At 66.1% G+C, this 21,761-nt stretch carries 17 protein-coding genes and 1 tRNA gene; all 18 read left to right on the forward strand.

Annotated features, from left to right (window positions below; all coding sequences use genetic code 11):
* Positions 1-202 precede the first annotated feature (202 nt).
* A tRNA-Leu gene (locus tag VGT00_02860) sits at positions 203-287 on the forward strand.
* 319 nt (positions 288-606) lie between these two features.
* Positions 607-6,861, forward strand: a complete 6,255-nt coding sequence (locus VGT00_02865) for a HAMP domain-containing protein (GenBank protein HEV8530339.1) — start codon at positions 607-609, stop codon at positions 6,859-6,861.
* Between the two features lie 9 nt (positions 6,862-6,870).
* A complete protein-coding gene (locus VGT00_02870) occupies positions 6,871-8,925 on the forward strand; it encodes a response regulator (GenBank protein HEV8530340.1) in 2,055 nt (684 codons plus the stop codon).
* 151 nt (positions 8,926-9,076) lie between these two features.
* Complete coding sequence (lipA, locus tag VGT00_02875) at positions 9,077-10,030, forward strand: lipoyl synthase (GenBank protein ID HEV8530341.1); 954 nt, start codon at positions 9,077-9,079, stop codon at positions 10,028-10,030.
* Positions 10,030-10,380 (forward strand): NADH-quinone oxidoreductase subunit A, encoded by a 351-nt coding sequence (ndhC, locus tag VGT00_02880; GenBank protein ID HEV8530342.1) that lies wholly within the window; start codon positions 10,030-10,032, stop codon positions 10,378-10,380. Before lipA ends, ndhC begins: the two co-directional genes overlap by 1 nt.
* Positions 10,371-10,829 carry an NADH-quinone oxidoreductase subunit B gene (locus VGT00_02885; protein ID HEV8530343.1) on the forward strand — a complete coding sequence of 153 codons (459 nt, stop codon included), beginning with the start codon at positions 10,371-10,373 and terminating at the stop codon, positions 10,827-10,829. The genes ndhC and VGT00_02885 overlap by 10 nt, the downstream gene beginning before the upstream one ends.
* 8 nt (positions 10,830-10,837) lie before the next feature.
* Positions 10,838-11,335: an NADH-quinone oxidoreductase subunit C gene (locus VGT00_02890; protein HEV8530344.1), complete on the forward strand. Its 498-nt coding sequence runs from the start codon at positions 10,838-10,840 to the stop codon at positions 11,333-11,335.
* A gap of 182 nt (positions 11,336-11,517) precedes the next feature.
* Positions 11,518-12,897 (forward strand): NADH-quinone oxidoreductase subunit D, encoded by a 1,380-nt coding sequence (locus VGT00_02895; protein ID HEV8530345.1) that lies wholly within the window; start codon positions 11,518-11,520, stop codon positions 12,895-12,897.
* Positions 12,887-13,375, forward strand: a complete 489-nt coding sequence (gene nuoE, locus VGT00_02900; GenBank protein ID HEV8530346.1) for an NADH-quinone oxidoreductase subunit NuoE — start codon at positions 12,887-12,889, stop codon at positions 13,373-13,375. Before VGT00_02895 ends, nuoE begins: the two co-directional genes overlap by 11 nt.
* The gene (gene nuoF / locus VGT00_02905) at positions 13,375-14,631 is read left to right on the forward strand and encodes an NADH-quinone oxidoreductase subunit NuoF (GenBank protein HEV8530347.1); all 1,257 of its coding nucleotides are present in this window, start codon (positions 13,375-13,377) and stop codon (positions 14,629-14,631) included. Before nuoE ends, nuoF begins: the two co-directional genes overlap by 1 nt.
* Before the next feature lie 227 nt (positions 14,632-14,858).
* Positions 14,859-16,469: a molybdopterin-dependent oxidoreductase gene (locus tag VGT00_02910; GenBank protein HEV8530348.1), complete on the forward strand. Its 1,611-nt coding sequence runs from the start codon at positions 14,859-14,861 to the stop codon at positions 16,467-16,469.
* Positions 16,466-17,578: a complex I subunit 1 family protein gene (locus VGT00_02915; protein HEV8530349.1), complete on the forward strand. Its 1,113-nt coding sequence runs from the start codon at positions 16,466-16,468 to the stop codon at positions 17,576-17,578. The genes VGT00_02910 and VGT00_02915 overlap by 4 nt, the downstream gene beginning before the upstream one ends.
* A gap of 2 nt (positions 17,579-17,580) precedes the next feature.
* On the forward strand, positions 17,581-18,183 hold the full coding sequence (locus tag VGT00_02920) for an NADH-quinone oxidoreductase subunit I (protein HEV8530350.1): 603 nt from the start codon (positions 17,581-17,583) through the stop codon (positions 18,181-18,183).
* Positions 18,180-18,683: an NADH-quinone oxidoreductase subunit J gene (locus VGT00_02925; GenBank protein ID HEV8530351.1), complete on the forward strand. Its 504-nt coding sequence runs from the start codon at positions 18,180-18,182 to the stop codon at positions 18,681-18,683. Before VGT00_02920 ends, VGT00_02925 begins: the two co-directional genes overlap by 4 nt.
* A 282-nt stretch (positions 18,684-18,965) precedes the next feature.
* A complete protein-coding gene (gene nuoK / locus VGT00_02930; GenBank protein HEV8530352.1) occupies positions 18,966-19,268 on the forward strand; it encodes an NADH-quinone oxidoreductase subunit NuoK in 303 nt (100 codons plus the stop codon).
* Between the two features lie 3 nt (positions 19,269-19,271).
* Positions 19,272-20,270, forward strand: a complete 999-nt coding sequence (gene pdhA / locus VGT00_02935; protein HEV8530353.1) for a pyruvate dehydrogenase (acetyl-transferring) E1 component subunit alpha — start codon at positions 19,272-19,274, stop codon at positions 20,268-20,270.
* Between the two features lie 255 nt (positions 20,271-20,525).
* Positions 20,526-21,503, forward strand: coding sequence for a pyruvate dehydrogenase complex E1 component subunit beta (locus tag VGT00_02940; protein HEV8530354.1), 978 nt, complete (start codon positions 20,526-20,528; stop codon positions 21,501-21,503).
* On the forward strand, positions 21,500-21,761 hold a 262-nt coding region (locus VGT00_02945), incomplete at its 3' end, for a biotin/lipoyl-containing protein (GenBank protein HEV8530355.1). The genes VGT00_02940 and VGT00_02945, both read left to right, overlap by 4 nt.

Consider the following 21,761-nt stretch of genomic DNA (forward strand, 5'->3'; position numbering starts at 1 on the left):
TCGCCTCGGCCGGTGACCTCTTGGCCGCTGGCTGTGGGTCAGTTTGTGCACAGGCCGGCAGCCCGAGGCGTACGTGGGTGTTCAAGCTGAGGGGCGCAGCCACGAGGCGAGGGCTGAGTTGATCTGGCGAAGCAAATTGACCCAGGGCCGGCCGCTGATTGACAAGATCGAAGGCGGCCGGGCATACTCACCCTTCGCTGGCGCCGAAGTGGCGGAATTGGCAGACGCGCACGTTTGAGGGGCGTGTGGGGCAACCCGTGGGGGTTCGAGTCCCCCCTTCGGCACCAAATTCCCAAGCAGTCCTGCGTTTCAGCTCGATCCCCCAGTCACCCCGTTCGGAGATCTCCTCGCTGGTTCATCGTACTGGCCCCCCGGCGGACTTCCGGAAGAGCCTACCCGGTAATATCTTCCTAGTATGAAAGTTCGCCATGCGAGGGAGCCCCCGGGCCAATCGCCCGAATCGCTCCATCTCCGTAACAAAGCTATCCGCGCTGTCCTCCGTCCCCTGCGGTCTTCATGGCACTTCTCTTGCCGAGGGTTTCCTGTTTCTCTCCAGGCGCATCGACGGATCGGCATGTGCAGTCATGCCATCGAGGAGCGTGAGACATGGCTACTCTTCCGGCCTCCCCCCCCGACGAGATAGATTCCGGCACCCTCCTCACCGCCTTGAAGACGCTGAGGAGGGGCGACTTCTCCGTCCGGCTGCCCATGAACTGGCCGGGCATGGCCGGAAAAATTGCCGACACCTTCAACGACATCGCGGAGATGAACGAGCATCTGGCCTCGGAACTCGAGCGCCTGAACCGCGTGGTCGGTGAGCAGGGCAGGATCCATCAGCGTGCGGGGGCCTCGGGGATGACTGGCGGGTGGGCGGAGTGCGTCTCCTCGGTGAACTCGCTCATCGACGATCTGGTCACCCCGACGCAGGAGATGGCGCGCGTGATCGGCGCCGTGGCCAAGGGGGACCTCTCGCAGTCGATGGTCCTCGAGACCGATGAGGGGCGGCTCGAGGGTGAGTTCCTCCGCACCGCGGTAGTCGTCAACAGCATGGTCGCCCAGCTGAGCTCCTTCGCCTCCGAGGTCACCCGCGTGGTTCGGGAGGTGGGCACGGAAGGCAAGCTCGGGGGGCAGGCGAACGTCAAGCGCGTGGCCGGGACCTGGAAAGACCTGACGGACAGTGTCAACTCGATGGCGGGCAACCTGACGGGCCAGGTGCGGAATATCGCGGAGGTGACCACGGCCGTCGCGAACGGCGACCTCTCGAAGAAGATCACCGTGGACGTGAAAGGCGAATTCTTCGAGCTGAAGAACACCATCAACACCATGGTCGACCAGCTCAGGTCCTTCGGTTCCGAGGTCACCAGGGTGGCGCGGGAAGTCGGCACGGAAGGCAAGCTCGGCGGCCAGGCCAAGGTGGAAGGCGTCTCGGGCACCTGGAAGGATCTCACGGACAGCGTCAACTTCATGGCGAGCAACCTCACGAGCCAGGTGCGCAACATCGCCGACGTCACCAAGGCGGTGGCCGCGGGCGACCTTTCGAAGAAGATCACCGTCGACGTCAAGGGCGAGATTCTCGAGCTCAAGAACACCGTGAACACCATGGTCGACCAGCTGCGGTCGTTCGCGGCGGAGGTGACGCGGGTGGCCCGCGAGGTCGGCACGGACGGCAAGCTGGGCGGCCAGGCCGACGTGCGGGACGTGGCGGGAACGTGGAAGGACCTGACGGACAGCGTCAACTTCATGGCGAGCAACCTCACGAGCCAGGTCCGCAACATCGCCGACGTCACCAAGGCGGTGGCCGCCGGTGATCTGTCGAAGAAGATCACCGTGGACGTCAAGGGCGAGATCCTCGAACTCAAGAACACTGTCAACACCATGGTCGACCAGCTGAGCTCCTTCGCGGCGGAGGTGACGCGGATGGCCCGCGAGGTCGGCACCGACGGCAAGCTGGGGGGCCAGGCCGACGTGCGGGACGTGGCGGGGACGTGGAAGGACCTCACGGACAGCGTCAACTTCATGGCGAGCAATCTCACCAGCCAGGTGCGGAATATCGCGGACGTGACGAAGGCCGTGGCGGCCGGCGATCTCTCGAAGAAGATCACCGTGGAGGTCAAGGGCGAGATCCTTGAACTTAAAAATACGGTTAACACCATGGTGGACCAGCTCAGCTCCTTCGCGGCCGAGGTGACCCGCGTGGCCCGCGAAGTGGGGACGGAGGGCAAGCTGGGCGGCCAGGCCACGGTGAGAGGGGTGGCGGGCACGTGGAAGGATCTCACGGACAGCGTGAATCTCATGGCGAGCAACCTGACCGTCCAGCTCCGTGACGTGTCCAAGGTCTCAACCGCCATCGCCTCCGGTGACCTGACCCAGAGCATCACCGTCGACGTGAGCGGCGAGATCCTCCAGATCAAGGACGTGATCAACACCATGGTCCGGCAGCTCAGCTCCTTCGCCTCGGAGGTCACGCGGGTGGCCCGCGAGGTGGGCACCGAAGGCCGCCTGGGCGGCCAAGCGGAGGTCAAAGGCGTCGCGGGAACCTGGAAGGATCTGACGGACAGCGTCAATTTCATGGCGAGCAACCTGACAAACCAGGTGCGCAACATCGCCTATGTCACCAAGGCGGTGGCGGCGGGCGATCTCTCGAAGAAGGTCGCCGTCGAGGTCAAGGGCGAGATCCTCGAGCTCAAGGACACCGTGAATACGATGGTGGACCAGCTGAGCTCCTTCGCCTCCGAAGTGACGCGGGTGGCGCGCGAGGTGGGGACGGAGGGCAAGCTGGGCGGCCAGGCGGATGTCCGCGACGTGGCGGGCACGTGGAAGGACCTGACGGACAGCGTCAACTTCATGGCGAGCAACCTCACGAACCAGGTGCGCAACATCGCCGAGGTCACCACGGCCGTCGCGCGCGGCGATCTGTCGAAGCACATCACCGTCGATGTCAAGGGCGAGATCCTTGAACTTAAAAATACGGTTAACACCATGGTGGACCAGCTCAGCTCCTTCGCCGCCGAGGTGACGAGGGTGGCCCGCGAGGTGGGCACCGAGGGACGCCTGGGCGGCCAGGCGGAGGTCAAGGGCGTCGCGGGAACGTGGAAGGATCTGACGGACAGCGTCAACTTCATGGCGAGCAACCTCACCGGTCAGGTCCGCAACATCGCGGACGTCACCACCGCCGTGGCCAATGGCGACCTCTCACGGAAGATCACCGTGGACGTCCGCGGCGAGATCCTGGAGCTGAAGGACACCATCAACACCATGGTCGACCAGCTCCGCTCGTTCGCGGCGGAGGTGACGAGGGTGGCCCGCGAGGTGGGGACGGAAGGCCGGCTGGGCGGCCAGGCCGACGTCAAGGGCGTGGCGGGGACCTGGAAGGATCTCACGGACAGCGTCAACTTCATGGCGAGCAACCTCACGAACCAGGTGCGCAACATCGCCGACGTCACCAAGGCGGTGGCCGCGGGCGATCTCTCGAAGAAGATCACCGTCGAGGTCAAGGGCGAGATCCTTGAACTTAAAAATACGGTTAACACGATGGTGGACCAGCTCAGCTCCTTCGCCGCCGAGGTGACGCGGGTGGCCCGCGAGGTGGGCACCGAGGGCAAGCTGGGCGGTCAGGCGCAGGTGCAAGACGTCTCCGGTACGTGGCGCGGTCTCACGGAGAACGTCAACTTCATGGCCGCGAACCTCACCAGCCAGGTGCGCGGTATCGCGAAGGTCGTGACGGCGGTCGCCAACGGCGATCTCCGGCTCAAGCTGACCGTGGAGGCCAAGGGCGAGATCGCGGAGCTCGCGGATACGATCAACGGCATGATCGATACGCTGGCCACCTTCGCGGATCAGGTCACCACGGTCGCTCGCGAGGTCGGGGTGGACGGCGAGCTCGGCGGGCAGGCGCGCGTGCCGGGGGCGGCGGGAACATGGAAGGACCTCACGGATAACGTGAACCAGCTGGCCGCGAACCTGACCACGCAGGTCCGGGCCATCGCCGAGGTGGCCACGGCGGTGACCAAGGGCGACCTGACGCAGTCCATCAAGGTCCAGGCGCAGGGGGAGGTGGCCGCCCTCAAGGACAACATCAACGAGATGATCCGCAACCTCAAGGACACCACCCTCAAGAACAGCGAGCAGGACTGGCTGAAGACCAACCTCGCCAAGTTCAGCCGGATGCTCCAGGGCCAGAAGGATCTCGTCACGGTGGCGCGGCTCATTCTCTCCGAGCTGGCCCCCGTGGTCCACGCGCGGCACGGCGTGTTCTACATCCTGAAAGGCGCCGAGGAGCCCGCCAAGCTCACGTTGCTCGCCAGCTACGCGCACGAGCGACCGGGAACGGTGGCCGACGAGTTCTTCCTCGGGGAGGGCCTGGTGGGGCAGTGCGCCCTCGAGAAGCAGAAGATCCTGCTCACCAGCGTGCCCCCGGACTACATCCGGATCTCCTCGGGACTGGGGCACTCCGTTCCCGTGAACATCATCGTGCTGCCCATCCTGTTCGAGGGCCAGGTCAAGGCGGTGCTGGAGCTGGCCTCGTTCGATCAGATCAACGCGGCCGGCCATGCCCTGCTCGATCAGCTGACCGAGAGCATCGGGATCGTGATCAACACGATCGAGGCGAACATGCGGACGGAGGATCTCCTGACCCAGTCCCAGTCGCTGGCCGGGGAGCTGCAGAGCCGGCAGGAGGAGCTTCAGAACACCAACCAGGAGCTCCAGGAGAAGGCCCGCCTCCTCGCCCACCAGAACGTCGAGGTGGAGCGCAAGAACCAGGAGGTCGAGCAGGCCCGCAAGGCGCTCGAAGAGAAGGCCGAGCAGCTCGCCCTCACCTCGAAGTACAAGTCCGAGTTCCTCGCCAACATGTCGCACGAGCTTCGCACGCCTCTCAACAGCCTCCTCATCCTGTCCGACCAGCTCTCCAAGAATCCCGACGGGAATCTCACGGGCAAGCAGACGGAGTTCGCCAAGACCATCCACTCTTCGGGGACCGACCTTCTTCTCCTCATCAATGACATCCTCGACCTCTCCAAGATCGAGTCGGGGACGGTGGCCGTCGACATCCTGGAGCTTCGGCTCGCCGACCTGCACAACTACGTGGAGCGCACCTTCCGTCATGTCGCGGAGTCGAAGGGGCTCGAGTTCACGGTCAATCTGGATCCCGCGTTGCCCAAGGCCATGCTGACCGACGCGAAGCGGTTGCAGCAGGTGATCAAGAACCTCCTGTCGAACGCGTTCAAGTTCACCCGTCAGGGAGGGGTATCGCTGACCATCAGACCGGCCGAGGGTGACGCGCGCGGGCTCAGCGAGAGTCTCCGGAGCGCCGATTCCGTGCTCGCCTTCGCGGTGGAGGATACCGGCATCGGCATTCCCACCGACAAGCAGCTGATCATCTTCGAGGCCTTCCAGCAGGCGGACGGCAGCACCAGTCGCAAATACGGGGGGACCGGTCTCGGCCTCGCCATCAGCCGTGAGATCGCGCGGCTGCTCGGCGGGGAAATCCATCTCGTGAGCGCTCCGGGGCGCGGCAGCACGTTCACCCTGTACCTGCCCCAGACGCATTCGCCGCAAAGCTCGACCCGGCACGCCCCGGTGCTCGTCGAGACGATGAACTGGCCCGCGGTGGCTCCCATGCGCGATGACGAGCCGCCGCCGCGGATGATGCCGAACGAGGCGGGGGACGATCGAGACGCGATCCAGCCCGGAGACCGGACGCTCCTCATCGTGGAAAACGATGTCGCCTTCGTCCGGCTCCTCGTGGACGTGGCGCACGAAGCGAACTTCAAGACGCTCGTCACGGCCTTTGGCACGACCGCCCTCGCCCTCGCCCGCCAGTATCAGCCGTCGGCGGTCAGTCTCGACATCTCGCTTCCCGACATCGATGGCTGGCGCGTGCTGGAGCGTCTCAAGAACGATCTGGAAACGCGACACATCCCCGTCAAGGTGATCACCACGGGCGAGGACCTCACGCGCGGGAGCGCGCTGGGGGCCCTGTCGGTCCTCGCCAAGCCCGTCAAGACGCGCGAGGAGCTGGTGGAGGCCATCGAGGGGCTCCGGCGCTACGTCGATCGGGCGAAGAAGTATCTCATCCTCGTCCATCCCGAGGATGCGGCGCGGGACACGCTCATCGAGCTGCTCGCCTCGGACGACAGCAATATCGTCGCCGTTCCGACCATCTCCGCCGCCGCCGACTGGCTCTGCACGGACCGAGCCGACTGCCTCGTCCTGGGCACCAAGCCGGAAGAGAGCGAGCTGGAGGCCCTGAGCGACGTGGCGGGGGGAAGCGCCCGGGACATCCCTCTCATCGTGTATGGCCCGGGGGAGCTGGGTGAGATGGTCGAAGGCATGATCAAATCGAGCGGGAGCGAGCTCAGCGTGATCTCGGTGACGTCGCCCGAGCGCCTCCTGGACGAGTGCGCCCTCCGACTTCATCGCCCCGTGGGCAGGATGTCGGAGCGTCAGCGCCAGATCCTCGAAGAGATGCACTACGGGAGCCGAGGCCTCGCGGGCCGGCGGGTGCTCATCGTCGATGACGACATCCGGAACATCTTCGCCCTCACGAGCATCCTGGAGCGGCACGACATGAGCATCGTGTCGGCGGAGACGGGTCGTGCGGCCGTGGACATTCTCAATGCCGCCCACGACATCGAAGTCGTGCTCATGGACATCATGATGCCCGAGATGGATGGGTTCGAGACGACGCGGACCATCCGGGCGGACGGACGCTTCAAGAGCCTGCCCATCATCGCGGTGACCGCGAAAGCCATGAAGGGCGACCGCGAGCGGTGCATCGAGGCCGGGGCCTCGGACTATCTGGCCAAGCCGGTCGATCCCGAGGAGCTGGTCGCGAAACTCCGCGCCTGGCTGCTCCGGTAGCCCGTGAGCATGACCTCCCCGCCGGGGGGCCGCGTGGGTCGGGTCAACATCCTGGTCGTGGACGACCGGCCGGCCAAGCTCATCGCCATGGAGGCCTTGCTCGCGGACCTCGGGGAGAATGTGGTGTGTGTCGGCTCAGGAGCGGACGCGCTCCGTCAGCTCCTGGACCGGGAGTTCGCGGTCATTTTGCTCGACGTCAACATGCCGGACATGGATGGCTTCGAGGCGGCCGCCCTCATCCGTCAGCGCCCGCGCCTGCAGCACATTCCCATCATCTTCATGACGGCGGGAAGTGACGACACGCACGCCCTCCAGGGCTACTCCCTGGGTGCCGTCGACTACATCCTCACGCCTGTGGTGCCCGAAGTGCTGAGAACGAAGGTCAAGGTGTTCGTCGAGCTGTTCAAGATGACCGAGCAGCTGAAGCGGCAGGCCGAGGAGCGGGTCGCTCTCGCCGAGGAGCAGGCGCGGCGGGCGGCCGCGGAGGCGGCGAACCTCAGGGCCGTGTTCCTCGGCGATGCCGGCAAGAGCATGGTCCGGTCGCTCGACCTCGAGACGACGGCCAATACCATCCTCGACCTGATGGTGCCCGATTTCGGTGACTTCGCGGTGCTGCGGCTGTCCGCGGCCGGGGGCGACACCGTGCATATGCGGAGCCGGGAGACTCCCGACGCGTCCGCCGACATGGAAGCATCTGTGGCCCCGAGCATGGAGCGGGCCATCAGGTCGCTGGGAAGTCAGCTCGTCATCGAGAGTCGGGGAGGGGAGGGGGTGGTGCGCGGTGTCGCGTGCCCCCTGCACGCGCGCGGAACGACTCTGGGCGTGCTGGCGGTGGGCGGGGCGCGCGCGACGTATGACCCTGTCCGCATCATGATGGTCGAGGATCTGTGCACGAGAGCGGCCATCGCCATCGACAATTGCCTGCTCTATCGCGAGATCGAGCAGCGCGATCTCCGGAAGGAGCAGTTCGTGGCCATGCTCGCCCACGAGCTGCGGAACCCGCTGGGGGCCATCACCTCCGCCCTCGGCGTCCTGGAGAGGGTGGGAGGGGATCCCGCCGATCGCGCGCGCAGCGTCATCCGGCGGCAGCTGCAGAACCTGACGCATCTGGTCGACGACCTCCTCGACGTCAGCCGGATCACCACGGGGAAGATCAGCCTCAGCCGCTCGACCCTCAACCTGGTGGAGAGCGTGGAGCGTTGCTTGAAAACGCTCGAGGCGGGAGAGAGGATGGTCGGCCACGTGATCAGCGTGCAGAGCGAGGATGCGTGGATCGAGGCGGATTCGGTGCGGATAGACCAGATCCTGATCAACCTGATCGGGAACGCGCTCAAGTACACCCCGGCCGGAGGGAGCATCGACATCCGAGTACGCTTGGAGGGCGACGACAGCGTCGTGGAGATCGCGGACACCGGGGTGGGCATGTCGCGGGAGGCCCTCGCGCATGCCTTCGACCTCTTCTTTCAAGCGGACCGCGCGCCCGAGCGCACGCAAGGCGGGCTGGGGATCGGCCTGTCCCTGTCCCGGCAGCTCGTGGAGCTCCACGGCGGAAGCGTGGAGGCGGCGAGCGACGGCGAGGGATGCGGCAGCCGGTTCACCATCCGGTTCCCCCGGAGCGCCCCGCCCGCTCCCCATGAAGGGGGAGCCACCGTCTCCGGGCACGAGATCGATCGGAGCCGCATCCTCCTCGTCGAGGACAATGAGGACGCCCGCGAGATGCTGCAGATGCTCCTCACCCTGGCCGGCCACGAGGTCTACGGCGCCTGCGACGGTCCCAGCGGCATCGAGATGGCGCGCACGGTTGGCCCCGATATCGCCGTGATCGATCTCGGCTTGCCGGGAGTGGATGGCTACGAGGTGGCTCGCCAGCTCCGCGCCGGCCAACGCAAGGACCTGGGGCTGATCGCGTTGAGCGGATACGGTCAAGCCGAGGATCGCCGGAAGGCGCTCGAGGCCGGATTCGACACGCATATCGTCAAGCCGGTCGATCCAAGCCTTCTCTCGACGGTGATCGCCTCGCTGCAGCGACGGCGACCTTCGCCGAGCGACCGCACGCCTTCTTGATCGAGGCCCCCCGCGCCTCGCTTTCCGCCTGAACCCGTTGCCTCTTCCTTCGGCATTGCCCTCGCCTCGCCGCGGTGAGCGAGGGTCCCTTTTACGCTTGTGAAATGTGTGCCATAATGACGTGAGCCGACCGGGAAAAGGACACGTCTCCATGGGAATTTCTCTCCCTCTCCTGGACTCACCCAGGCCCGCAGCCGCGCCCAAGCCGGCGTGGCTCAAGGTGCGCGCGCCCGGAGGCCCGAACTACATCCGATTGAAGGGGCTGATGCGGCAGTGGAACCTTCACTCCGTGTGCGAGGAAGCGCATTGCCCGAACATCGGCGAGTGCTGGGAGGACTCGACGGCGACCTTCATGATCCTGGGCGATATCTGCACGCGGAACTGCGGGTATTGCGCGGTGGCGCATGGCAAGCCCGTCTGGGAGGACCGTGAGGAGCCCGAGCGCGTGGGGCACGCCGTGCGCGAGCTCGGCCTGGAGCACGTGGTGATCACCTCGGTGAACCGTGATGACCTCGCCGACGGTGGCGCGGGGGTCTTCGCGGCCACCGTCCGCGCCATTCGTCGCGAGGCGCCGGCCTGCCGCGTGGAGCTCCTGATTCCCGATTTCCAGGGTCAGGCCCAGGCGCTCCAGACCGTCATCGACGCCGGACCCGATATCCTCAACCACAACACGGAGACGGTGCCCCGCCTGTACAAGCTGGCCCGCCACGGCGGCCGCTACGAGCGCACCCTCGAGCTCTTCCGCCGCGCCCGCCGGGCCGCGCCGAGCCTCCTGACGAAGTCGGGCATCATCCTGGGCCTGGGCGAGGAGCAGGAGGAGCTGCTCGAGACGATGCGTGATCTCCACGCTGCCCACGTCAATATCCTCACCCTGGGGCAGTATCTGCGGCCCTCGGCCCAGCACCTGCCCGTGGCCCGGTACTACACCCCCGACGAATTCGCCGAGCTGGGCGAGGCAGGACGCGCCCTGGGCTTCGCCCACGTCGAGTCCGGTCCGCTCGTGCGCTCGTCCTATCACGCCAAGCGCCACGTCCCCGTGAACCATACGATCAATGCGGTGGGGGGGACTGGGGGAGGAGCGGCGCCGCTCCCCCCCAGAACTTAATGGAATATCTTCCGATTCTGATGGTGTTCGCCGTCTCGGCGGTGGTGGCGGGAACGCTCCTCGGCATCCCCGGGCTGATCGCCCCCAAGCGCTACTCGCCGATCAAGATGGAGCCGTTCGAGTGTGGCAAGGACCCCATCGCGCTGCCGGAGGGCCGCTTCGCGATCAAGTTCTCGACCATCGCGATCTTCTTCATCATCTTCGACATCGAGCTGCTCTTCATCTGGCCCTGGGCCACGGTGTTCCGCGGTCTGGGGTGGTTCGGCTTCTCCGTCATGCTCGTCTTCCTCGGCATTCTCATGCTGGGCTTTCTCTACATCTGGCAGAAGCGAGGTCTCGAATGGGAGTAGGCTCCTTCTTCACCTCCAAGCTCGACGAGGCGATCGGCTGGGCCCGGAAGTACTCCATCTTCCAGTACCCGTTCGTGACGGCGTGCTGCGGCATGGAGTACATGGCCACGGCGTGCTCGCACTATGATGTCGACCGCTTCGGGGCGGGGCTGCCCCGCTTCTCCCCTCGCCAGGCCGACGTCCTCTTCGTGGTCGGCACCATCAGTCACAAGATGGCCCCCGTGCTCAAGCGCGTCTACGATCAGATGTGCGAGCCCAAGTGGGTGGTGGCCTTCGGCGTCTGCACGTGCACGGGCGGTTTCTACGACAACTACGCGACGGTCCAGGGGATCGATACCATCATCCCCGTCGACGTCTATATTCCCGGTTGCCCGCCCCGTCCCGAAAGCGTCATCGATGGTCTGATGAAGCTGCAGGACAAGATCGCGGCCGGCGCCCAGCGCTACTAGGCGCTCCCATGGACGGATCCGCCATCCTCGCGCGCCTGCGCGCCCGCCTGGGCCCCCGCGCTCTCGACACGCACGAGCGCCTGGGGGACCATACCGTCCTCGTCGCGCGTGACGGGATCCTCGATGCCCTCGCCTTCTGCCGTGATGACGCCGAGCTCAGGTTCGACATGCTGATGGACCTGACCGCGGTCGACTACCAGAAATTCCCGGGGCGAGAGGACGGGCCCCGCTTCGACGTCGTCTATCACCTGTACTCGATTCCTCGCAACCACCGTGTCCGGCTCAAGGTCCAGGTCGAGGAGGACGACGCGCTCGTGCCCACGGCCACCTCACTCTGGCCCATCGCCAACTGGCTCGAGCGCGAGGTGTGGGACATGTTCGGCATCCGCTTCGAGGGCCATCCAGATCTCCGCCGCCTGCTCCTCTACGAGGAGTTCGTGGGGCATCCGCTGCGCAAGGACTACCCCATGACGCGTCGGCAGCCGCTCATCGGCCCGAAAGTGTAGTTCGAGCTGAGACATGGCCCGCTTTTCGAGCCGAACTTGTGAGGCGAGAGCTGAGTTGAGAGCGCAGGCGTGGCGGTTCGAGGTGAGCGGCATAGCCGCGAGACGAGAGCTGGGTGAATTCATGGCGAGGCGAGTGCTGAGAAAATGCATGTCCGAGAGAAAGCTGGAGCGAGCCTGAAATCATGAGCGAGAAGAGCGCGCGCGAGCTGTTCCTCGGCGAGGGCGGGATCCCCGGCACGGGCGAGGGCAGCCAGCATCTCTACGTCAATCTGGGCCCCGCGCACCCCGCCATGCACGGGATCATCCGCATCTTCGCGGAGCTCGACGGCGAGGTGGTGGTCAAGGGCGAGGTCGAGATCGGATACCTCCACCGCGCCTTCGAGAAGGAGTGCGAAATCGGCCCGTACAACAACGCCATCCCCTTCACGGACCGGCTCAACTACGTTTCGCCCCTCATCAACAACTTCGCCTACGCCTCGGCCATCGAGAAGCTCCTCGGCATCGACGTCCCCGAGCGGTGCAAGTACATTCGCGTGATCATGAGCGAGATCTCGCGGATCTGCGATCACCTGACCTGCGTGGGGGCTTCCGCCATGGAGCTGGGCGCCTTCACCGTCTTCCTCTACATGATCAAGGCCCGCGAGTTCCTCTGGGAGCTCGTGGAAGACGTGACGGGCGCGCGGCTGACCATCTCCTACGGCCGGGTGGGTGGGGTCAAGGCCGACCTGCCCGAGGGCTTCGGCATCAAGGTGCGCAAGGCCTTCGCCGAGGTGCGGCAAGTGCTGACGGAAGTCCACACCCTCATCACCGGCAACCGCATCTTCATGGACCGGATGGTCGGCGTGGGCGCCCTCTCGGCCGAGGAGACCATCGCCTGGGGCATCACGGGGCCGTTGCTGCGGGCGGCGGGAGTAGCCTTCGACCTGCGACGGGTGCAGCCGTACTGGGCCTATGACCGGGTCGAGTTCGAGGTGCCCCTGGGCAAGAACGGCGACAATTTCGATCGCTATCTGGTGCGCATGGCCGAGATGGAGCAGTCCATGCGCATGGTCGAGCAGGGGCTCGAGGGCATGCCGGGCGGAGCCATCAACGTGGACTTCGAGGGCCGCGAGATTCCCCCTGACGTGTACGTAGACCGGGGCAAGCAGGGCCACACCGAGGGGCTCCTGCTCATGCCCATCACGCTGTCACCCAATCTCCGTGGCCAGGAGCGTCCCGCATACACCCAGGTCAATGTTTCCGACAAGCGGGTGGTGCTGCCTCCGAAGGAGACCACTTACGGCTCCATCGAGGGGCTGATGAACCACTTCATGCTGGTGATGGACGGCAACGGCATCCGGCCTCCCGCGGGCGAGGCCTACTTCGCCGCCGAGGGCGCCAATGGCGAGCTCGGCTTCTACGTGGTCTCCGACGGCACCGATCGGCCCTATCGCGTCCGCTGCCGCCCGCCTTGTCTGCCCCCCGTGGCCGCCCTGCCGCGGATGATTGAGGGGCAGATGGTCGCCGACATCATTCCCACCTTCGGGTCGGTGAATATGATCGGAGGCGAGCTTGACCGGTAACGCCCGGAGCCCCGAGTTCACCGCCGAGCAGCTGGCCGAGGTGCGCCGGTTGCAGGGCCTGTATCCCGACAAGCGCGGCGCGCTGCTGCCTGCGCTCACGCTTGCCCAGGAGACGTTCGGCTGGATTTCCCTCGAAGTGGAAGAATACGTCGCGGGACTCTTCGAGCTCTCGCCCGCCCACGTGCACGAAGTGGTCACGTTCTACACGCTGTATTTCCAGCAGCCCAAGGGTCGTCATGTCGTGGCCGTCTGCCACAATCTCTCCTGCCATCTCCTGGGAGCCAAGGGCATCATCGAGCACCTGACCCAGAGGCTCGGCGTCGAAGTCGGGGAGACCACGCCGGACGGCCGGGTGACGCTGCTCAGCGTCGAGTGCCTCTGTGCCTGCGAGCTGGCGCCCATGATGCAGGTGGACGATCGCTACGAGGGCCTCCTCACCCCCGAGAAGGTCGACGGGATCCTGGAAGGCCTTCGCTGATGGCCGAGCGGATCCTCACGCGCAACTTCGACGTCAAGAACGCGCATACCCTCCGTGTCTATCGAGGGGGCGGCGGCTATCAGGGATGGGAGAAGGCCAAGGGCATGGAGCCGGGGGTCATCGCGGAGGAGGTCAAGAACTCCAACCTCCGCGGGCTGGGCGGGGCGGGCTTTCCCACTGGCGTGAAGTGGGGCTTCATCCCCAAGGGCTCGACGGCGCCGCGCTATCTCGTGGTCAACGCGGACGAGGGCGAGCCCGGCACCTTCAAGGACCGCTATCTCATGGAGCGGGATCCGCACGCTCTGATCGAGGGCATGCTCATCGCCGCGCGCGCCATCGGCTCGCACCTGGGCTTCATCTATATCCGGGGGGAGTACGTCCAGCCCTGGCGCATCCTGAGCGATGCCGTCGCGGAGGCCTACGACGCGGGCCTGCTCGGCAAGAACATCCAGGGCACGGGCTTCGACTTCGAGATCGTGGTGCATCGGGGGGCGGGCGCCTATATCTGCGGCGAGGAGACCGGCCTCATCTCCTCCCTCGAGGGCAAGAAGGGCTGGCCCAAGGTCAAGCCACCCTTCCCGGCCGTGAAAGGCGCCTTCGGCCAGCCGACCATCGTGAACAATGTCGAGACGCTCGCGTGCTTGCCCCACATCATCAACCGGGGCGGGGAGTGGTTCGCCGGGCTCGGGACCAAGACCCAGGGCGGCACGCGACTGTATTCGGTCTCCGGGCACGTGGTCAGGCCCGGTCTCGTCGAAGCGCCGGTGTCGGTGACCCTCCGCCAGATCATCTACGACCACTGTGGCGGCATCCCCGGCGGGCGCGCCCTCAAGGCCGTGGTGCCGGGCGGCTCCTCCGCGGCCATCCTGACCCCCGATGAGATCGACATCCCCATGGACGTGGACGGTCCCAAGAGCAAGGGCTCCATGATCGGCTCCGCCGGCATCATCGTGATGGACGAGACCGTGTCCATTCCGGAGGCCCTCATGGTGGTGGCCCGCTTCTATGCCCACGAATCGTGCGGCCAGTGCACGCCGTGTCGGGAGTCCACGGGGTGGATCTACAAGATCAGCCACCGCATCGTGGAGGGCAAGGGACGGAAAGAGGACCTGGATACCATCCTGGACGTCGCGAAGCGCGGGGCGGGCACGACCATCTGCGCTTTCTACGACGGCGCGGTGGGGCCGTACATCAGCTACATCGAGAAGTTTCGCTCCGAGTTCGAGGATCTGATCAGGAGCTCGGCCCATGCCTAGCAGGCGGCTGAAAAAGGCCCATCTGCTTCGTTGGCGCCCTCGGTCGCACGCTCAACGTACAGAGAGTACGCCTCGCGCGCGGATCAACTCGGTCCTCGTCTCGCAACGCCTAAGAGCCGCCGTTCAACTCGAACAGCGGGGCGCCGCCTCGCATCTGGACCTTTTTGAGCCGCCTGCCGACGCACGCTGCACTCCCTTCTTCAGTCAGGCTGCGAGGCTCACCGCCCATGCCTAAGCTCACCATCAATGGCAAGGAGGTCGAGGTTCCCGAGGGGACAAACCTGATCGAGGCGGCCAAGGCCGTGGGGGCGGAGGTGCCGCACTACTGCTATCACCCCGCGCTGTCCATCGCGGGGCAGTGCCGGCTCTGCATGGTGGACATCGACAAGGTGCCCCGCCCGCAGATCGCCTGCAACACGCAGGCGACCGAGGGCATGGTCGTGCACACGGAGACGGAGCGGGTGCTGGCGACCCGCCGCTCCATGATGGAGTTCCACCTGATCAACCACCCGCTCGACTGCCCGGTGTGCGACCAGGCGGGGGAGTGCTACCTGCAGATCTATTACATGAAGCACGGGCTCTACGACCCGCGCATGATCGACGAGAAGGTGCACAAGCCCAAGGCGGTGCCCATCGGCCCCCACGTCATGCTCGACGCCGAGCGCTGCATCCTCTGCTCGCGCTGCGTGCGCTTCTGCGACGAGATCACCCATACGGGCGAGCTCGGCATCTTCCAGCGCGGCGATCAATCGGAGATCGGCCTTTTTCCCGGCAAAGCGCTCGAGAACAAGTACTCCGGCAATGTCATCGACATCTGCCCGGTCGGCGCGCTCACGGATCGCGACTTCCGGTTCCAGGTGCGGGTCTGGTATCTCGACACGGCCAAGAGCATCTGTAACGGCTGCGCCCGAGGCTGCAATATCGAGGTGCACACGAACCGGAACCGCCCCCATCACAACCAGGGCCGGAGGGTGGCGAGGCTCAAGCCGCGCTTCAATGCCGAGGTCAACCAGTGGTGGGTCTGCGACGAGGGACGCTACGGCTTCAAGTGGATGGACGACAAGAGCCGGCTCACCCATCCCTTGCACCGGGCGGGCGGGCAGGGCACCGAAGTCTCCTGGGACGGCGCCCTTCCGGAGCTGGTGACCCGACTCCAGGGATGCCCGCCCGACGAGATCGGCTTTCTCGCCTCCCCGCGCATGTCCAATGAGGACCTGTGGACGCTCAAGCGGCTCGCCGAGCATCTGGGTGTCAGGAACCTGGACTTCCGGGTGCCGCCGCGCGCGCCCGGTGACGAGGACGACTTCCTCATCCGCGCCGACAAGAACCCGAATAGCCGTGGGGCCGAGCTCGCCGGTGTCGGCCCGGGGCCGGGTGGGCGCGATGCCGCAGGAATGCTGCGGGCGGCGCGCGAGAAGCGCCTCAAGCTCCTCTGGATCTTCCACCACGATCTCGCGGCCACGAGCTGGCCAGAGGCCGAGGTGCTGGGGGCCATCGAGAATGTCGAGACGGTGATCTTCCAGGGCACCAACGCCAACGACATCTCCGCGCGGGCGCACCTCGTGCTGCCGAGCGCGGCCTGTGTCGAGACCGAGGGCACCTTCACGAATTTCCAGGGTCGCGTGCAGCGCTTCCGGACGGCCATTCCCCCTCTCGGGGAGTCGTGGCCCGACTGGATGATCCTCTCCTTCATCGGGAAAGCCCTGGGCGCCTCCGACCCCGTCTTCACCGCCGAGCGCGCCGAGCAGGTCTTCAACGCGCTGGCCGCGGCGGTGCCGGCCTTCGGGGGGATGACGTACCGCGCCCTCGGCGATGCGGGACGGATGGTCACGGCATGAGCGGGCCCGCTCTCGATCTCCTGCTCCAGGCCATGCCCGTCGCCTTCATCATGTTCGTGGTGCTCAACTTCGGTGGGCTGCTCACCTGGGTCGAGCGGAAGCAGTCGGCCATCATGCAAGACCGGATCGGGGCCAATCGCGCCAGCATCTTCGGGATCCGCATCCTGGGGCTCCTGCACCCGCTTGCCGACGCGGTGAAGATGCTGACGAAGGAAGACTTCATGCCCGCCCACGCCGACCGGATGCTCTTCAAGCTGGCGCCCTTCGTGTCGGTGTTCTTCGCCCTCGGCGCCTTCGCCTCCATCCCCTTCGGCGACACCCTCAGGATCTTCGGGCGCGAGATCCAGCTCCAGGCCGTCACCCTCAACGTGGGCATCCTCTACGTCCTCGCCATGCTCTCGCTCGGTGTCTACGGGCTCATGATGGCGGGCTGGGCCTCCGCCAACAACTACGCGCTCCTGGGCGGCCAGCGCGCGGCCGCCCTCATGATCTCGGCCGAGGTCGCCATCGGGGCCTCCATCATGGGCGTGGTCATGGTCTACGGCTCGCTCAACATGCAGGACATCGCCCGCGCCCAGGGGCTGCCGCTTCTCCCGCAGTACTTCGGGCCGTGGATCCCCGCCTGGGGCATCCTGACCCAGCCCCTCGCTTTCCTCCTCTTCCTGACCGCGGGCATCGCGGCCACCAAGCGCATTCCCTTCGACATGCCCGAGGGCGAGTCGGAGATCATCGGCTACTTCATCGAGTACAGCGGCATGAAGTTCGGGATGTTCGCCATGGCCGACTTCCTCGAGACCGTGGTGATCGCGGGCATGACCACGGCCCTCTTCCTGGGCGGCTGGCAGGTGCCATATCTGCAGGCCTCGGGCTTCGTCTTCCCGTGGGGGCTGGAGGTGTCCCTGCCGCATCTGCTGGTGACGGCGCTCCAGGTCGGAGCCTTCCTGACCAAGGTCGTCGCCATGATCTGGTTCCTCATGCTGATTCGCTGGACGCTGCCCCGCTTCCGCTATGACCAGGCCATGCGTCTGGGCTGGCTGGGCCTCTTCCCCCTGTCCATCCTGAACATCGTGGTGACGGGGTTCGTGATTCTCCTTCTCGGAAGGGCCTGAGCATGGCCGCTTCGTACAAGAGCGCGAATACGCCGGCGGATCCAAAGCACTCGAGCCGGCTGGGCCTTCGCCAGCACTTCTACCTGGCCGAGGTGCTCGGCGGGCTCAAGCTGACGGGGATCCGCTTCTTTGCCAATATGTGGCGGCACACCCTGCACACCGTCTTTCGCGTCAAGAGCGCGAGGGGGGCGGTGACCATCCAGTATCCCGACGAGCGGCGCCCCTATGCCACGCGGCTTCGCAGCCTGCACCGGCTCGTGCGACGGGAGGACGGCTCGCCCCGCTGCGTCGCCTGCATGATGTGCGAGACCGTCTGTCCCGCCCACTGCATCTACATCGTGGCCACCGAGCACCCGAATCCCGAGATCGAGAAGGTGCCGGAGCGCTTCGACATCGACCTCGGCAAGTGCGTGTTCTGCGGCTACTGTGTCGAGGCCTGTCCCGAAGACGCCATCCGGATGGACACGGGCATCCTGGAATTCTCCTCCTACAGCCGCGGCGGCATGATCTACACGAAGGAGACGCTCCTCGCCCTCGAGCCCGCGGGGCCCCACGGGGTACCCACCTCGCCCGTGCCCATTCCGGCCGACCGGAAGGGTCCATGACTCCGGCCGTCGTCACCTTCTGGATCCTCGCCGTCCTGGCCGTGGGCTCGGCCGTCGGTCTCGTCATCAGGCGGAACCCCATCCATGGCGCCCTCTTCCTCGTCGTGCACCTGGCCACCCTGGGCGCGTTCTTCCTCCAGATGCGCGCGGAGTTCCTCGCGGCCGCGCAGGTCATCGTCTATGCCGGCGCCATCGCCGTTCTTTTCGTCTTCGCCATCATGGTGCTCATCCCCGGCAAGGAGGAGACGGGCCCGGATCCGCTCCGCGCCCAGCGCTGGCTGGCCGTGCCCGTGGGCGGGCTGCTCCTGGTCGTCCTCTTGGTCATGCTGCGCTCGGGCCTCTTCCGCGGGGCCCCCGCCCCCGGCACGGTGCCGGGCGGGGTCGCCGCGATAGGCCGTGAGCTCTTCACCGACTACCTGTATCCTTTCGAAGTCACTTCGGTCCTGCTCCTGGCCGCCCTGGTTGGTGTCATCGCCCTGACCAAGCGGAGGACGGCGTGACGCCGGACCGATTGACTTCGCCAGATCGTCTCAGCCCTCGCCTCGCGGCAGGGCCGCTCAGCTCGAACGACTTACTCAGCCCTCGCCTCGCGGCAGGGCCGCTCCGCTCGAACGACCACGTTCTCGGTCGCCGCCGACCCTCAACGTACATACAGGTACGCCTCGGGCCGGCGGCTCCCTCGGGCGTGGCGGTTCGAGCTGAGGGGCGAAGCCCCGAGGCGAGGGCTGAGTTGATGTGGCTCGTCACTCGACCCGGCGATGTTCGCCTAGAGGTTTTGTAGCATGGTGCCGACCTCCTGGTACGTGGGACTCTCGGCGGTGCTGTTCGTCATCGGGGTGTTGGGGGTTCTGGTGCGGCGCAACCCGCTCGTCATCTTCATGTCCATCGAGATCATGCTCAACGCGGCCAATCTGGCCTTCGTGGCTTTCGGCCAGCAGCATGGTTCTGTCGACGGGCAGGCCCTGGTCTTCTTCGTCCTGTGCGTCGCGGCCGCGGAAGTCGCCGTGGGGCTCGCGATCATCGTGGCCATTTTCCGGCTCCGCCGCCGCCTTTCGGTGGACGAGCTGTCGCTGATGCGGGGGTAAGGCATGGCTCAGATGAAAACGATGGCGCCCAGTGCCCGGCTCGACAGCGAGCTGGCCAAGCGCCTGCTCGCCCAGATGCAGCTCATTCGCCGCTTCGAGGAGAAGGCGGCGGAGATGTATGCCATGGGCAAGATCGGCGGCTTTCTCCATCTCTACATCGGCCAGGAGGCGGTGGCCGTGGGCGCCACCGCGGCCTGCCGTCCGGACGACTATGCCGTGGCATCCTACCGGGAGCACGGCCATTGCCTCGCCAAGGGCTCAGACCCCAAGCGCATCATGGCCGAGCTCTTCGGACGCTTGGACGGCCTCAGCAAGGGCAAGGGCGGCTCCATGCACCTCTTCGACAAGAGCGTCAACTTCCTGGGCGGGCACGGCATCGTGGGCGCTCACCTGCCCCTGGCCGCGGGGGCGGGCTTCGCCATCAAGTACCAGGGGGGCGACCAGGTCGTGGTCTGCTATTTCGGCGATGGTGCCGTGCCCGAGGGTGAGTTCCACGAGTCGCTCAACCTTGCCGCGCTGTGGAAGCTGCCCGTCATCTATCTCTGCGAGAACAATCGTTACGCCATGGGCACGGCCATTCACCGTGCCCTGGCCCAGACGGAGATCTGGCGCTTCGCCGAGACGTACGGCATCAAGGGCGAGGCCGTGGACGGCATGGATGTCCTGGCCATCCGCGACTGCGTGGGGCGCGCCGTCGAGCGCGCGCGACGGGACAAGGTGCCCGCGCTCATCGAGGCGCGCACCTACCGCTTCCGCGGTCACTCGATGCGCGATCCCGCGGGCGCCATCTATCGCACCAAGGAAGAGGTGGAGCGGGAGAAGCAGCGCGACCCGATCGTCCTCTTCTCCGAGCGCTGCCTCAAGGACGGCGCCCTCACCGAGGCCGACCTCAAGCTCATCGAGAAGGCGGTGGCCGATCAGGTGGACGAGGCGGTGGCCTTCGCGGAGGCCTCGCCCGAGCCGCCGCCGGAAGAGCTGTTCACCGACGTGTACAAGGACTAGCGAGAATTATGCGCGACGCCATGCTCCCCCTCACTATCTCAGCCCTCGCCTCGGGCTTCGCCGCTCAGCTCGAAGTGCGGCCCTCTCCCCCACTGGGGAAGAGGATCAGAATGAAGAGAGCCGCGTGGCGAGAGTGTTCTCTTCCCTCTTCCCCATTGGGGAAGAGGGATAAGAAAGAAGCTGCGCTCCTCTCCCTGCTTTCGAATCCCTCTCCCCCGTCGCGGGGGAGAGGGCAGGGTGAGGGGGACTAAGGCCATGGCGGTCATGACGTATCGCGAGGCCCTGAACCTGGCGCTCCGGGAGGAGTTGCGGCGTGACCCGCGCGTCTTCGTGATGGGCGAGGAGGTCGGGCTCTACGACGGCGCCTACAAGGTGACCCAGGGGCTCCTCAAGGAGTTCGGCGAGAAGCGCATCGTGGACACGCCCATCTGCGAGTCGGGCTTTACCGGCGTGGGCGTGGGAGCGGCCATGCTCGGCCTCCGGCCCGTGGTGGAGATGATGACCTTCAACTTCTCCATCCTGGCCCTCGACCAGATCGTCAACTCCGCCGCCAAGATGTGCTACATGTCGGGCGGCCAGTACAATGTTCCGCTCGTGGTGCGCGGCCCCGGTGGGCCCGCCTCCCAGCTCGCGGCCCAGCACTCGCAGAGCATGGAAACGTACTTCTATCACGTGCCCGGGCTCAAGGTCGTGCGCCCGTCCACGCCCGCGGACGCCAAGGGTCTGCTCAAATCGGCGATCCGCGACGACAATCCCGTCATCTTCATAGAATCCGAGACGCTCTACGCCATCAAAGGCGAAGTGCCCGAGGACCCCGACTTCCTGGTCCCCCTGGGCCAGGCCGCCGTGCGCCGAGAAGGCACGGACGTCACCGTCATCGCGTACATGGGCATGCTCTACCGCGCCCTCGAGGTCGCCGAGGAGCTGGCCAAGGACGGCATCTCCGTCGAGATCGTGGACCCGCGCACGCTCCGTCCCATGGACACCGCCACCATCCTGGGCTCGGTGCGCAAGACTCACCGTTGCGTCGTCATCGAGGCGGGCGCGGGCTTCGCGGGCATGGGTTCCGAGATCGCCGCCACCATCCAGGAAGAAGCCTTCGACGACCTGGACGCGCCGGTCGCCCGCATCACCGGTGAGAACGCGCCCATGCCGTATGCCCGGAACCTCGAGCTGCTCAAAACTCCGTCCAAGGCCAAGATCCTGGCCGCCATCCGGAGGGTGTGCGCATGATCACCAAGGTCATCATGCCCAAGCTGTCCGACGCCATGGAGACCGGCAAGGTCATCAAGTGGATCAAGAAGGAGGGCGACTCGGTCAGGGGCGGCGATGTCATCGCCGAGGTCGAGACGGACAAGGCCAATGTCGAGATCGAGGCTTTCGGCTCGGGCGTCCTGCGCAAGATCATCGTGGGCGAGGGGGGACAGGTGCCGGTAGGGGACCTCATCGGCGTCATTGCCGAGCCTTCCGACGATATCTCGACTCTCGCCG

The sequence above is a fragment of the Candidatus Methylomirabilota bacterium genome (assembly GCA_036002485.1).
Taxonomy (GTDB): domain Bacteria; phylum Methylomirabilota; class Methylomirabilia; order Rokubacteriales; family CSP1-6; genus AR37.

Bases quoted from the DNA above. Each gene is read 5' to 3' on its own strand.
- lipA (HEV8530341.1), top strand. From the start codon at position 9,077: ATGGGAATTTCTCTCCCTCTCCTGGACTCACCCAGGCCCGCAGCCGCG.
- ndhC (HEV8530342.1), top strand. From the start codon at position 10,030: ATGGAATATCTTCCGATTCTGATGGTGTTCGCCGTCTCGGCGGTGGTG.
- VGT00_02885 (HEV8530343.1), top strand. From the start codon at position 10,371: ATGGGAGTAGGCTCCTTCTTCACCTCCAAGCTCGACGAGGCGATCGGC.
- VGT00_02910 (HEV8530348.1), top strand. From the start codon at position 14,859: ATGCCTAAGCTCACCATCAATGGCAAGGAGGTCGAGGTTCCCGAGGGG.
- VGT00_02865 (HEV8530339.1), top strand. From the start codon at position 607: ATGGCTACTCTTCCGGCCTCCCCCCCCGACGAGATAGATTCCGGCACC.
- VGT00_02940 (HEV8530354.1), top strand. From the start codon at position 20,526: ATGGCGGTCATGACGTATCGCGAGGCCCTGAACCTGGCGCTCCGGGAG.
- VGT00_02895 (HEV8530345.1), top strand. From the start codon at position 11,518: ATGAGCGAGAAGAGCGCGCGCGAGCTGTTCCTCGGCGAGGGCGGGATC.
- VGT00_02920 (HEV8530350.1), top strand. From the start codon at position 17,581: ATGGCCGCTTCGTACAAGAGCGCGAATACGCCGGCGGATCCAAAGCAC.
- VGT00_02870 (HEV8530340.1), top strand. From the start codon at position 6,871: ATGACCTCCCCGCCGGGGGGCCGCGTGGGTCGGGTCAACATCCTGGTC.
- VGT00_02890 (HEV8530344.1), top strand. From the start codon at position 10,838: ATGGACGGATCCGCCATCCTCGCGCGCCTGCGCGCCCGCCTGGGCCCC.
- nuoF (HEV8530347.1), top strand. From the start codon at position 13,375: ATGGCCGAGCGGATCCTCACGCGCAACTTCGACGTCAAGAACGCGCAT.
- pdhA (HEV8530353.1), top strand. From the start codon at position 19,272: ATGGCTCAGATGAAAACGATGGCGCCCAGTGCCCGGCTCGACAGCGAG.
- VGT00_02925 (HEV8530351.1), top strand. From the start codon at position 18,180: ATGACTCCGGCCGTCGTCACCTTCTGGATCCTCGCCGTCCTGGCCGTG.
- VGT00_02915 (HEV8530349.1), top strand. From the start codon at position 16,466: ATGAGCGGGCCCGCTCTCGATCTCCTGCTCCAGGCCATGCCCGTCGCC.
- nuoK (HEV8530352.1), top strand. From the start codon at position 18,966: ATGGTGCCGACCTCCTGGTACGTGGGACTCTCGGCGGTGCTGTTCGTC.